At 63.8% G+C, this 13,234-nt stretch carries 10 protein-coding genes; 3 read left to right on the forward strand and 7 right to left on the reverse strand.

The window, feature by feature from the left end; all coding sequences use genetic code 11:
• Positions 1 to 369: 369 nt before the first annotated feature.
• Positions 370 to 1,230, forward strand: coding sequence for a TauD/TfdA dioxygenase family protein (locus GQY20_RS19880; RefSeq protein WP_157218881.1), 861 nt, complete (start codon positions 370 to 372; stop codon positions 1,228 to 1,230).
• A 165-nt stretch (positions 1,231 to 1,395) separates the two neighbouring features.
• A complete protein-coding gene (locus tag GQY20_RS19885; RefSeq protein WP_157218882.1) occupies positions 1,396 to 2,025 on the forward strand; it encodes a TetR/AcrR family transcriptional regulator in 630 nt (209 codons plus the stop codon).
• 76 nt (positions 2,026 to 2,101) lie between these two features.
• Here the strand turns inward: GQY20_RS19885 and GQY20_RS19890 are convergent, their stop codons facing one another.
• The 7 genes from GQY20_RS19890 to GQY20_RS19920 all read right to left on the reverse strand — a co-directional run bounded on the left by GQY20_RS19890 (position 2,102) and on the right by GQY20_RS19920 (position 12,512).
• The gene (locus tag GQY20_RS19890) at positions 2,102 to 3,229 is read right to left on the reverse strand and encodes an aromatic ring-hydroxylating oxygenase subunit alpha (RefSeq protein ID WP_157218883.1); all 1,128 of its coding nucleotides are present in this window, start codon (positions 3,227 to 3,229) and stop codon (positions 2,102 to 2,104) included.
• Positions 3,230 to 3,231: 2 nt separating this feature from the next.
• Entirely contained in the window at positions 3,232 to 4,095 is an 864-nt protein-coding gene (locus GQY20_RS19895) for an amidohydrolase family protein (RefSeq protein ID WP_332836100.1), read from the reverse strand.
• 500 nt (positions 4,096 to 4,595) lie between these two features.
• The gene (locus GQY20_RS19900) at positions 4,596 to 6,320 is read right to left on the reverse strand and encodes an N-acyl-D-amino-acid deacylase family protein (RefSeq protein WP_157218885.1); all 1,725 of its coding nucleotides are present in this window, start codon (positions 6,318 to 6,320) and stop codon (positions 4,596 to 4,598) included.
• Positions 6,321 to 6,506: 186 nt separating this feature from the next.
• Entirely contained in the window at positions 6,507 to 7,670 is a 1,164-nt protein-coding gene (locus GQY20_RS19905) for a sulfotransferase family protein (protein WP_157218886.1), read from the reverse strand.
• Between the two features lie 13 nt (positions 7,671 to 7,683).
• Positions 7,684 to 8,718: an NADPH:quinone oxidoreductase family protein gene (locus GQY20_RS19910; RefSeq protein WP_157218887.1), complete on the reverse strand. Its 1,035-nt coding sequence runs from the start codon at positions 8,716 to 8,718 to the stop codon at positions 7,684 to 7,686.
• Between the two features lie 28 nt (positions 8,719 to 8,746).
• A complete protein-coding gene (locus GQY20_RS19915; RefSeq protein ID WP_157218888.1) occupies positions 8,747 to 11,236 on the reverse strand; it encodes a TonB-dependent receptor in 2,490 nt (829 codons plus the stop codon).
• A gap of 76 nt (positions 11,237 to 11,312) precedes the next feature.
• A complete protein-coding gene (locus GQY20_RS19920; protein WP_232476165.1) occupies positions 11,313 to 12,512 on the reverse strand; it encodes a cytochrome P450 in 1,200 nt (399 codons plus the stop codon).
• 26 nt (positions 12,513 to 12,538) lie between these two features.
• Here GQY20_RS19920 and GQY20_RS19925 point away from each other — a divergent pair, with 26 nt between their 5' ends.
• Positions 12,539 to 13,123: a helix-turn-helix domain-containing protein gene (locus GQY20_RS19925; RefSeq protein ID WP_157218890.1), complete on the forward strand. Its 585-nt coding sequence runs from the start codon at positions 12,539 to 12,541 to the stop codon at positions 13,121 to 13,123.
• The last annotated feature ends 111 nt before the right edge of the window (positions 13,124 to 13,234 follow it).

Consider the following 13,234-nt stretch of genomic DNA (forward strand, 5'->3'; position numbering starts at 1 on the left):
ATCAATAATTATTCCTCACAGTGAAATAAGCTTCTGGCCCTATTCGAAGAAACGATGGGATCGCCATGGTTCTCCTACGCCGCAGCGTTGCACCTTATGAGTGGCGCTGCGGCGAATGGATCCCGGATCAAGTCCGGGATGACGAAGAAGAAAAAGTACATCGGCACCGATGTGTGAATGTTGTGCCCTACAGTGGGGAAACCGGACGACGGGGCGGCCCCTGCTATCCCGCTGGCAGGGACGCCGGAAAACCATATCAGTTCTCCTGACATGCTGTTCAGAAAAACGCGTTGGAGCCATTTCCGGCGGCATAATAGCTGTTCTTCGTCCCGCCTCCGCCTGCGAGGCCCAGATGAAGGACAGTCTCCCATGGCAATAATCGAAGAAACCCGTTCGCCGATCGATGTACCGGCCACTGGCACGCTCAGCGTGGAGCAGCTCACCCCCGTGATCGGCGCGGAGGTCGGCGGAGTCGATCTCGGCAAGCCGCTCGACCGGGCGGTGCGCGACGAACTCTATGCACTGCTGCTCAAGCACAAGGTGCTGTTCTTCCGCGATCAGGATATTTCGCGTGACCAGCAGCTCGATTTCGCGCGTAATTTCGGCGAGCTCTACGCTCATCCGTCGGGCGGGCTGCAGACGCACCGCATCATCCAACCAATCGCGGCCGAGGATTTCAAGAAATATGACGAGCGCGAAAATCACTGGCATACCGACACGAGCTGGCGGCTGAACCCGGTGCTCGGCGCGGTGTTGCGCGCGGAGCATATTCCTGACGTCGGCGGCGACACGATCTGGGCCAATGGCGGATCGATCCTGCGCGGTCTGCCCGCCGATCTGCGCGAGAAGATCGACAATCTCTATGTCATTCACGATTTCCAGTCGGCGCTCGCCAAGGCGAACGAGATCTATCCGCTGGTCTCGCATCCCGTGATCAGGACCCATCCTGAGACCGGTGAAGACATCTTCTGGATCAATTTCAGTCTCAAGCCGCGCTTCGTCGACCTGGACCGCGCCGAGGGCGATGCGCTGCTCGCACGGCTCTACGCGGAGGTGAAGAAGCCCGAGCATAGCGTGCGCTTCCGCTGGCGGAAGAATTCGGTCGCCTTCTGGGACAATCGCGCGGGGTTGCATTATGCGGTGCGCGACTATGGCGATTTCCCGCGGGTGATGCACCGCGTGCTGATCGCAAGCGACGACATCCCGCATCGCGTGCGTAACGCCGACTGAACGAGCCTCTCCTTGCCGCGGCCGGTTTCTCTCCTCGTGCCGGCCGCGGCCCTTTTTGTGCGGCACTTAGTTAGATGATCTTGAATCCATATTTGAACTGCAGATCAAATATGGTGTAAGTCCCTGCCCTTATGCTCCCCGGCGAGGCCGGGAAGGAGGCAGGCGATGACCAATGCTGCGGCCGGCGCGATACTGTCGCGACGCGAGAAGAACAAGGAGCGCACGCGCCGCGCCATCCTGACGGCGGCCCGCGCCTGCTTCACCGCGTCCGGCGTCGGCGCGACCACGATGGACGAGATCGCCGAGCGCGCGGATGTCGCGAGGGGCACGCTGTTCAACTATTTCCCGGCCAAGGCGGATATCGTCGTCGATTTGATCGCCGAGAATAACGAAGCCTTCCAGACGCTGATCGAGGAGGCCAACGCCGCCGAGACGCAGGTCGCCGCGCGCCTTCACCGGATCTTCGTCGGCAGCGCGACGCGGCTGGAGGCGAACGCGGCGCTGTCGCGCAGGCTGCTCGACCCGGCCGAACAGGGCTGGGCGGTCGCGGCCGGGGGCGATCGCTGGTCGGGGCGGCTGGTCGATGCGTTCACCGCAGCGCTGACGACCGCAGCGGATAGGGGGCGGGTGCGCGGCGACGTGCCGGCGCGCGATCTCGGCGAGATGCTGCTCGGGCTCTACAGCGGCATCGTGCTCTTGTGGCGGCTCGACGAGGCCTATCCGCTGAGCGCCAAGCTGGAGCAGGCGGCGCGGGTGGCGGTGGAACTGGTGATGGGGCGGGGGGCAACGTCCTGAAGGCGTCACGCTGAACGCCTTTCAGCATGACTAAGAATAAGAAGGCCCTCTCCCGGCAGCGGGAGAGGGCTTGAAGTCACCGCTTCGCCTTGCGGACCATGTTGAGCGAGGCGATCTTCTTGGCCGGATCCGGCTCATATTCCGCGTAGAACTGGCTGTAATATTGGCGGAAGGCCGCGATCGGGCCGTCGCCGTCGCAGATCACCGGCTGCGGCATGTAGCGCTGGCGATCCCAGACCACCTTGTCCTGATCGAGCTGGCGGCAGAGATTCTTGATGATACCACGCGCCACGCCGGCCTTCTCGCCCTCCTTGTCCGAGCGGCGCTGGGTGAAGGCGAAGCGGACGTGCACCTTGTCCTGCGAGACCGGCGTGACCGCCGAGACGAGCAGCGTGTCGCAGATGCCGCCGAAGCGGGTGTAGCTCTGGCCCGGGCCGATCGTGCCATAGGCGATCGAGCCGTCGACCTTGCCCCAGGGCGTGTCCATCTTGGAATGGACGACGCCGGTGCGCTTGTGGCCTTCGGAGGTCAGCGCATAGTCCGGAAAGTCGGCGGTGCCGTGGATGTAGCGGAAATGGGCGGCGTCGACGCCGTTTTCCGCCATGTTCTGCAGCGAACCCCAGACATACCATTCATGATGTTCATAGTCGGTCCATTCGGGATCGGCGGTCTCGGCCTGCTCCTCGACGTCCCACATCGGCGCGGTGCCATGGGGATGATACCAGAACCAGATGCACTTGTTCCGCTCGATCACCGGCCATTGGTGATCGCAGGGCTTGCGGACCTGCGGCGGAATAGTGCGGGCATAGGGAATATCAGTGACCGCGCCGGCGCCGTCATAGCGCCAGGCGTGGAAGGGGCATTCGATGTCGTTGCCGGCTACGCGGCCGCCATAGCCGAGATGCGCGCCGAGATGGCGGCAATAGCCGTCGATCATCCGCGCAGTGCCGTCCTCGCCGCGCCAGATGGCGAGATCGGTGTCGAAATAATAAAGCGGCTTGACCTCGCCGACGGCAAGTTCGTCGGAGAAGCAGGCGACATACCAGCCGAAGGGGAAGGGCAGATCGAGGTTGCGGCTCTCGATCGAGCGACGATTCTCGGGCTCGGCCATGCGCCACGCCTTGAGCGCATCGCCCTTCAGCGCCTGGAGCTGGCTCCAGACCGCGACCGGCGGGGTGCGAGCATCGGTGAGACTGTCGGACATCGTCACTCTCCCAGGTTGAAGACGCGGCGGGCATTGCCGGCGAGGAATTTCGGCCAGACCTCGTCCTTGAAGGGAACGTCCTCGAGTTCGCGGAAGATCCGGTCGAGACTGAGGCCCATCGGGAAATAACCGGCATAGATGATCTTGTCGGCGCCGCGCGTGTTGGCGAAATCGATGATCGCCTTGGGATAATGTTTGGGCGCGAAGGCGCTGGTCGAATAATAGAGGTTCGGCCATTTGAGCATCAGCTTGACGGCCAGCGCCTCCCAGGGCTCGGCTCCGTGGCGCATGACGATCTTGAGATCGGGGAAGAACCAGCAGATCTCGTCGAGATGCTCGACCTTCTGATTCTCCATCGGGATGCGGGGCCCGGGTACCCCGACATTGAGGAGGATCGGCAGGCCGAGCTCCGAGCAGGCGGTGTAGATCGGGAACATATATTTGTGGTTGATCGGCACCTGCGGCCAGGTGCCCGCGGGGAAGACGCTAACTGCCGCGAGGCCATATTCGGCGTGGATCTGCTTGATCCGGCGGACCTCCTCCATGCCGCGATTGGGATCGAGCGGGAGGTCGAAGGCGAAGCGATCGGGATATTCGGAACGGATGCGGCCGACCAGCGAGGGATCGAAGCCGACCAGCGCCTTGGCGATGTTGAAGCGATCCATCTCGCCGATCGTCCAGGCCAGATAATCCGCCTGCTCGCCGATGTCGGGCACGCCCTTGAACATGTACTGCGCCGGCATCTCGAAGGCATCGAGGCTCTCGCGGTCGCGCAGCAGCGGGCGGAACCAGTCATACCAGTCGGTGCGGGCGGCATTGCTCGGGATGCCGAGCATCGTGTCGATCACGGGAACATCGTTGGGCATCGGCATCTCATCTCTCCCTGATTCTCTCCGATGCCCGGCTCGATACAGATAAATATACTAAAATTCAAGTTTGAACTTAAATTCAAATAATGGCAGCGGCCAGGAGAGGGGCTTTTCAAATTTCTACCGAGGCTAAAACTATCGTGCGCGCAGCGGGTGAGCGTCCATGTGGGCGTGATCCGCAATTGGCGGCTGTCGGCGGACGATGATGTCGAGTGCATCTGGCCGACGGAGCGCAGCTGATCGGGCGGCTGCCGGCGCGCTGACGGCGCGATTTCGCTTGTTTCTGAAGCTTTTCCCGCGCGCCGGAGCGTTGCATAAACAGACGTCATGCCAGCGCAAGCTGGCATCGCTCTCGAGAGGCGCCCGCGCGACCGCGGAAGCGATCCCAGCTTTCGTTTTCGCTGGAATGACGAAGAAAAGTTTCCAATGAGCGACGGGCGAATGCCGCAGCTCTCCCCGGAGGGGAGGGGGATTAGCGAGGCATGGTGACCTGAGACCTACCCCGCCACTTCCGGCACGCCCCGGACACCGCGCACCAGCTTGCCCGGCCGCGCTTCGGTCGGCCGGTCGTTCTCGAGTGTGATCTCGCCGGAGACGATGGTCATCACATAACCCTCGGCGCGCTGGTCGAGCCGGCGGCCGCCGGCGGGCAGGTCGTAGCGCGTCTCGGGGGCGAGCAGCTTCAGCCGGTCGAGGTCGATCAGGTTGACGTCGGCCTTGTAACCGGGGGCGAGCAGGCCGCGATCCTCAAGGCCCACCGTCTTGGCCGGATCATGCGTCAGGAAACGCACGGCCTCGCTCAGCTCCAGCCGATCCCGCTCGCGGTCGCGCACCCAATAAGCGAGAGTGAAGGTGGTGAAGCTGGCATCGCAGATCACGCTGTAATGCGCGCCGCCGTCGCCGAGACCGGCGATTACATTGGGATGGCGGATGATCTCGCCGACCGCATCGAGCTTGCCTTCGTGATAATTGCCGAGCGGCAGCAGGAGCATCGCCTTGCCATCCTTCTCCAGCAGCATGTCGTAGGCGACCTCGGCTGGCGTCTGGCCGCGGCGCTTGGCTTCGGCGGCGATGCTGCTTTCCAGCGGCGGCTCGTAATTGGGCGGATCGCCGAATGGAAACATCCATTCCCAGTTGCGCGCCATCTGGGTCAGCGGATGGCCTTCCTCGGGCGCCTCGGCGACCAGCTTTGCACGGAAATCGGGATCGCGCATGATCCGCAGCTTCTCAGGCAATGGCAGTGCCTCGATCGCCTTGAAGCTGGGGCAGAGGGTGAAGGGATGGGTGGACAGCTCCAGCCCAGCGATCATGCCGACGGGGCGGGGAAACATCTGCGCGGTGACGGGCGGGCCGTTGCGGTTCAACCGCTCGACGATCTCCAGCCCTTCCTTCCAGATCTTCGCGCCGGAATTGGGCGCGCCGAAGGTGAAGGTGGCAGGGCGGCCGCTCTCGGAGACGACCTCGCCGAGCATGCCCAGTTCCTGCTCCCAGGGCGCGATCGCCAGCACCGCCTGCACGATGCCTTCGCCGGCATCGCTCATGCCGCGGGCAATTTCGATCAACTCGCGCTGATCGGCCTCGAAGCTTGGTATCTGCTGGCCGTCCGAGGTGCGGTGGATGAACACGCGGGAGGTGGCGAAGCCGATCGCGCCGGCCTCGATCGCTTCCTTGGCGAGTGTGCGCATGCGCTGCAGATCGTCGTCGGTCGCCGGCTCGCGCGCCGCACCGCGCTCGCCCATTACATAAACGCGCAGAGGCGAGTGGGGCAGGTAGACGGCGACGTCGATGTCGCGGGCCCTCGCGTCGAGCGCATCGAGATATTGGGGGAAGGTCTCCCACGTCCACGGCAGGCCCTCGGCCATCACCACGCCGGGAATATCCTCCACGCCTTCCATCACCTTGAGCAGCAAGTCGTGATCGGACGGACGGCAGGGCGCGAAGCCAACGCCGCAATTGCCGACGACGACGGTGGTCACGCCGTGGTTGGAGGAGGGCGAAAGCCGGTCGGACCAGATCGCCTGGCCGTCATAATGGGTGTGCACGTCAACGAAGCCGGGCGTGACGATCAGCCCCTTCGCATCGACGGTGCGTGTCGCGCTACCCTCGACCGTGCCCATCGCGGCGATGCGATCGCCCTTGATCGCGATATCGCCGACGAACGGTTCGCTGCCGCTGCCATCGACGATCAGGCCCCCCGTGAGGAGCAGATCATAGTCGGGCATTTTTCTCTCCCATTTTCGTTTGCGCGATCGTCGCAGAGCACGCTCGCCTGGGAGAGTAGCAGCCGAAGGCCGCTGTGGAAACGCGACGATGCAGACAAGACGTGTGATCCGGCCACGTTCGCCTGGCCGGGCGGGCATCGCACCCTTCCGTCCGCCAGCGGGAATCGCAGCCGCACCTGGCGCCGTTCAGGGTTCGCGCATCGTCTCCAGCGGAATGTCGTAGCGTTCGACATAGGGGCGAAAGCGTTCAGCGATCGCACCGGCGTCGAGGCCGAACTCCTCGGGATCATAGCCATGTTTCCCGAAACGGCCCTTCGGATGCGACTCGACATGGTCCTGCATCGCGGCCAGCGCCTGTCCGTCGAGCTCGTCGCCGAACGACGCATAGACGCGGCCCATGGTGGCGATCGGATCGTTCGCCAGATCGGCGTAGCGCACGTCGACGATCCGATGGTTCGGGTTGGCATCGCGAAACGCATCGATCGCGGCAATCGAACGGGCGAGCATCTCCGTCCAGTGATCGGCGATGTAGCGGCGGTGATCGGCATCGGAGAAGGTGCTCGTCAGCGTCGTGATCAGGCTGCAGACCGAGGCGCAGAGCACCACCGGATCGCGATGCATGACCACCAGCCGCGCATCGGGATAGACCGCGGTGAGCGCATCCAGATGCAGCGCATGAGACGGCGATTTGAGCGACCAGCGGCCGCGGACGCCGCCGCTCTGCAGCGTCTGCAGCACGCGCTCATGATAATCGTAGGCCGATCGGTGATCGGTCGCGAACAGCCATTCGCCATAGGCCGGGACATTGGCCATGGCTTCCCACAGCACGCTTTTGAAATCCTGGTTCAGCAGCCCGATGCACTCGGTCGGCCCATCCGCTTCCTCGCTCTGCACGATGCGGATGCGAGGATTGATCTGGTCGACCATCGCGCTCGCCGCGCGAACCGCTTCGATGCGCGGATCCGAGAGCAGCGTCTCAGGCGTCGGCGGCGGCACGCTCGCTTCTGCCTCCCAGCGCAGCAACGGGCGATGCCGCTCGTCCTTTTCCAGCAGATAGCTGAGGAAGGTGGTGCCGGCGCGGAACAGGCCGACGACGACGATCGGCGCTTCGATCCGCTCTTCGGAGACTTCGGGATGCCGCTTGGCCCAGTCGACGATCCGCAGACGGTTGGATAGCCCGGAGACGATCGCGCCGGGCAGTGCCATCTGCCCGAACGGATTGAGCTGCGCCTCGGCCGACAGGGAATCGCACAATATCGTCAGTCCCTCGCGGAAACTGTCGCTGCCGAAATCGTCGAGGCCGGTCTGTTCGCAGGCGGCGGCGGCGAGCATGTCGGGGTTCATGGCCATCGGTGCGGCTCCTTCACGATCCGGCAATGTCGACGACGGTTCGGCCGGAGGTCTTGCGCGCCTCGTGGTCGGCAAGCGCTGCACCCACCGCATTCATGCGGATACGTTGCCCGATCGCTGGCCTGATCCGGCCGGCGGCCACCAGATCGCACAGCGCCGCATGAACCTGTTGCCCGATCTCCGGCGGATGCGGGTTCATTCCCATGCGGCGCATCGGGCCGACCGCCATGCCATAGGCCAGCATCACGCCAAGCACGGAGAAATTGCCAATGGAGACCTTGCGCAGCGGCTTGCCGCCGAGGCCGCCCTGCGAGTCGCCATTGAAGCCGACCGGCAGGTAGCGGCCTTCGCGCGCCATGCAGGTCCAGATCGGTTCGGTGAGCTCGCCGCCGACCAGGTCGAAGGCGACGTCGACACCGCGCCCGCTGGTAAGATCCATTACCCGATCGAACAGATCGTCCTGCCGATGATCGATCGATGCCGCTGCGCCGAGGCTTTCGCAATAGCGGCCCTTCTCCGGGCCGCCGGCGAGCGCGATCACCTGCGCACCGGCAGCCGCGCCGAGCTGCACGGCGGCCGTGCCGACGCCGCTCGCCGCGCCGGTGATGAGCAACGCTTCTCCAGCCTGCAGCTTCGCCCGCAGCTGCAGCGCAAGATAGCTGGTGTGGAAGGGCAGCAGGAAAGCCGTCGCCTCGGCATCGTCGAGTTCAGGCGGCGCGTCGAAAAGGCTCGCCAGCGGCACGATCGCCTGTTCGGCCATACCGCCAAATGCCATCTTCGTCATTCCGACGACGCGCCGGCCCAGCCACGCCTCGCCCCCTGCTCCCGTCGCTTCCACCACGCCGCAGACATCCATGCCGAGGGTGAAGGGCGGCTGCGCCATCACCGTCGCCACGCCGCCGCGGGCGCGCGCGATATCGCCGAAGTTGAGCGACGCCGCGGATACCGCGACGCGGACCTCGCCCGGCCCGACATCCGGTATGGCGGTTTCGGCTACCGCCACGACATCGGCAGGATCGCCGTGGCGAAGCACCTGAACTGCCTTCATTCGCTGTCTCCTTGTGCCAGACCGCCAATCAACGCCCGAAGTGGAATTTCACCGAGGCGCCGTACATCCGCGGTTCTCCCGCGAGAATCGCGTCGACGCCCAGATCGGTCGCAAGCGAATAGCCGCCGACGAAATAGCCCTTGTTGGTGAGGTTCGTCCCGAACACGGCGAGGTCGATGCCCTTCGCGATCGCGTCGTTCCACTCGATCCGTGCGTCGAGCGTGCCGTAACCGGGGAAATAGTCCTTCAGTCCGACCAGAACGGCATCCGGGTCGGACGTGTTGACCTTGCCGGTATAGGAATAGCTGGCGAACAGGGTGACGTTGGTATCGCCCGGCAGCGGCAGCTTATACTGGCCGTTGATCGAATATTTCCAGTGCGGCTGATAGGCGATCTGGCGGCCGATACGGCAGGCTTCGCCGGCATCCACCTGACATTTGGCATCGAGATAGGAGACGAAGCCCGACAGTGTGAACCCGGTGAACGGAACGATCGTGCCCTCGAACTCGAAGCCCTTGTTGGTCGCGCGGCCGGCGTTCAGCACCGCCGAGACGAGCGTGCCGCCGCTGAACACGCCCTGCGCGATCTGGATATTCTTATATTTGTCGTGGAACAGCGCGAGATTGGTACGGAGCGGAACGCCGATATCCCAATCCGCCTTGAGCCCCAGCTCGATATCGTCGACAGTTTCCGGCCGGAAGACGCGCGTATCCGCGGTCGGCGCCGGCAGGTTGAAGCCGCCGCTCTTATAACCGTGGCGATATGCTGCATAGACCAGGGTGCGCTGGTTGATATTATATTGGAGCGTCGCGTCGCCCGTCACCGCACTGAAGCGAGCCCTTGACGATTGCGGGCAGACATTCGGGGTCAGACCGGAGACCGGATCGAACTGGCTGGGATCGGGCTGGTTGCAGGTGCCGTCGTCCGTAAGCTTGGAGGAAGAGGCGAAGCGCTTGTCGCGCGTATATCGAATACCGCCGCTGAGCTGCAGACCTTTGGTGATATTATATTCGATGTGCCCGAAGACGGCATCGCTTTTATCGTTATAATCCTGGATGGTGCTGATTATGGATCCGAAGCTGTACGAACGATAGGCCTGGTGAATTCCGGGCTTGGCCTGCTCGTGATAATAGCCGAGGATGTAGCTGAGGCCGAGATCAGGCATCTTGCCCTGGATCTGGAATTCTTCCGTATATTGCTCGAACCCGCGAACATAGGGCTCCGAGCCGGCCGGATAGAAGCTGTAGATATAGGATAGCGGACCGGACAGATCGAGCGTCTCGGCGGTCTTCTCCTTGCGGAAGGAGAATATGTTCTTCAACGTGATCGTATCAGAAATCTGCCAGCTGGTTTTGTTGGTGACGCCGAAATCGCGGTTGCGTCGATACTGGTAGCGCGGGTTGGCGATGCGGCGGATGCCCAGCGCCTGCTGCTGCGCCAGGGCGGCCTGGAATTGCTGAGGCGTGAGGCCGGAGAGGCCGAGGCCGCCATTTGCCGCGGCTGCCTGAAGCGCGGCAACGGCGCCGCCGAACGGCCCGGTGGCGCAGCCGGGCAGGGGATATTGCAGGCAGGCGATATAGCTGGAGGCAGGACTGCCGGCGGTCAGGGTGAAGCTTTGCGGCAGGCCGAGGAAATTGCTGAGCCCGATCGTCTCCGGAGTGGCGCTGGGGCCGTAGAGCAGCGGATTCGGCAGGCTGCCGAGGTTCGCGCCGGGATCCACCTGCCGCAATATCTGGCCCGAGCCGCTATTGTCGCGGAAATTGCTGTCGACGATCGTGACATTCTCGATATCGGGCGTCGGTGTGAACAACAGCGAGACGCGGTAGGAATCGTTGTTGCGGCTGTCGAGCCGCTGGCCGGTCACCACGTTGCGCGTGAAGCCGTGACGGCGGCCGATGTCGCCGGCCAGCCGCACTGCGAGGAGATCCTGCACGATCGGCAGGTTCAGCATCGCTTCCAGCTCGCGATACTTATAGTTGCCGAAGCTGCCTTTCAGATAGGTGCCGAGATCGAAGGACGGCTTCGTCGGTTCGAACAGTACCGCGCCGCCGGTCGTGTTGCGGCCGAACAACGTGCCTTGCGGCCCTTTGAGCACCTGTACGCTGGACAGATCGTAGATCGTGCCCGATCCGGCGATCGGCGTCGGCACCTCGGCAAAATAGGTGGCGACGCTGGTGAAGTTGCGCTGGCCGCCGCCCAGCACCCCCGGACCCTGGCCACGGATGTAGAAGGTGGCCTCGCCGCGATCCTGTCCGGAAATGTTGAGCGCCGGTGCGAAATTGCGCAGTTGATCGACGGAAACGACGCTCCGCTCTGCCAGGGCATTGCCCGACAGGGCGGTGATCGCCACGGGAACCTTTTGGAGCGATTCCTCGTGGCGCCGCGCGATGACGACGATGTCGCCTATCTCCGCTGCCGTCTTGGTGGCCGTGCTGGTCTGCGCCTGTACCGGAAAAGCCGCGGTCAGGGCTGCGATCGTGCTTGCCGCCAAGCAAAGCACGGGCGTCGATTTCTTCATGCTTCCTCTCCCCGTTATTTTAATTTGGCCGTAGCGTTATTTTGTCGCTGGTCCGGCGCGCCCTCGGCGCTGCCGTTCAGTCGCAGGTGATCACGGCGTTACGCAGTTCGTAGCCCGTTACCAGACGGTTCCAGGCGAGGTCGGGCGCGCGCTCCAGCTTCAGTCCCGGAACCTGCATCAGTCGCTCCAGAAACAGGAAGGTTTCATGCAGCGCCACTTGCGCCCCTGGGCAACGATGCTCGCCATCGCCGAAAGCCAGACCGGCATTGCCATATTTGGCGCTGACCTTCCGTCCAGGCATCACCTCGCGCGGGCAAGCGCCGAAGGCGGCCTCGTCGGTATTGGCGGCGCGCACGTCTATCGCAACCGCATTGCCGAGACGCACATCCTGCACGCCGTCAGACGACGGCAGATCCGCCTGCATGCGCCGATAGATATAGCCGACCACGGGCTCGAGGCGCAGTATCTCCTCGAGCAACGCGATCTTGCCGGTCTCGTTCGCCTCCAGGAAAGCGGTGCGCAGTTCCGGGCGTTCCAGCATGTGCCATGCCGCCATCACGATAAACTCGCGCGTGGTCGCCATGCCGGCTGCGCCATAGACGAGACATTCGGTCAGGATCTCGCGGCCGTTATAGCCTTCGTCGATCAGATGCGAGATCACGTCGTCCTGCCGGTGTTTCTTGCGGGCGCGGATCGCGGGCGCGACGTCGCGATAATAGAAGGACAATACCTGATATTGCGACCGCAGGAATTTGGCGAAGGCGCGCAGCTTGTTGCCGGGCGGATCGAAGTTGCCGGTGAAGAAGACGTCCAGCCGTTTGGCAAGGCCATCCGGATCGCTTGCGGTCAGGCCGACGATGTCGCCTGCCACGGCGACAGCCAGTTCGAGGCTGAGGTCGTCGAGCTTGACCCGCTTCTGTTTCCTGAAGCGGTCGATCAGGCCGTCGCTCAGGCGTATCATCAGATCGCGATAGCGGGTCGTGACGATCTTGGGCGTAAAGAAGCGCGCGGTGGCGCTGCGTTGCACGCGATGCGCCTCGCCCTCCAGGAAAAGGATGGGCTGGCGCGTCGCGCTGCCGATCTTGCTGACTTGCTCGGCCATGAAGCCGGCTTGCCGTGCGGCATCGCTGCGCAGCACGCTGCGCGCGCGATCGAATGTCTGCGTGCGGACATCGGGCTTCACGGTGCCGCCGCCTTCCGATGCGGCAGCGGACTTGCGGTGATCGTCGCCGCTGTGGAAAGGACAGCCTGCCTGCGGATGGGCTTGAGCGTTCATGAGCATCACCCTATTTATGATATAGTATGGATCATAAAATAGACTTTACCGAGCGGCCGTCAAGCGCGGTCGACGCACGAATCCTGAAATCGCGCGCGGCGCTTCGCGATGCGCTGATCGCGCTGGCGGGGGAAAAGCCGTTCGCGGAGCTGACCGTGGCCGAAATCGCAAAACGGGCCTCGGTGGGCTATGCGACCTTCTTTCGCCACTTCCCCAGCAAGGAAGCCTTGCTGGCGGATATCGCCGAATCGCTGATCCTCGACATGCTGGCGCTGATGGGCCCCCTGATGCGCGAAACCGAGACGCGCGCCGCCTCGCTGGAGCTGGCGCGGTTCGTCGATACGCAGCGGGCGATCTGCCATGCGTTGCTGGTAGGGGCTGGCGACGCGATGCGGCGGGAGATCACCTTGCGCGCAATCCAGCTTTCCGCGGCGAATCGCGTCGACATGGGCGGAGACCTGCCGGGCGAACTGCTGAGCGTCCATTCCGTCGGCGCCACGCTCAACATCCTCGCCTGGTGGCTGGAGCGGGGGACGGACATCGACGCCGAGGACATGGCGGCCATCCTTGACCGGCTGGTGTTCAAGCCGCTGTCGCCCGAGGCTTGTTAGAGTCTGTTTGGAAATGCGCGGAAGCGCGCATTTCGAGGCGGCACCGGCCCTCTCCCCCACCCGGCCTCCCAACGGCAGTATTCTATGGGAGGCCGGGTGGGGGAGAGGGCC

Origin of the sequence: Flavisphingomonas formosensis, from assembly GCF_009755815.1 — a bacterium.
GTDB classification, from domain to species: Bacteria; Pseudomonadota; Alphaproteobacteria; order Sphingomonadales; family Sphingomonadaceae; genus Flavisphingomonas; species Flavisphingomonas formosensis.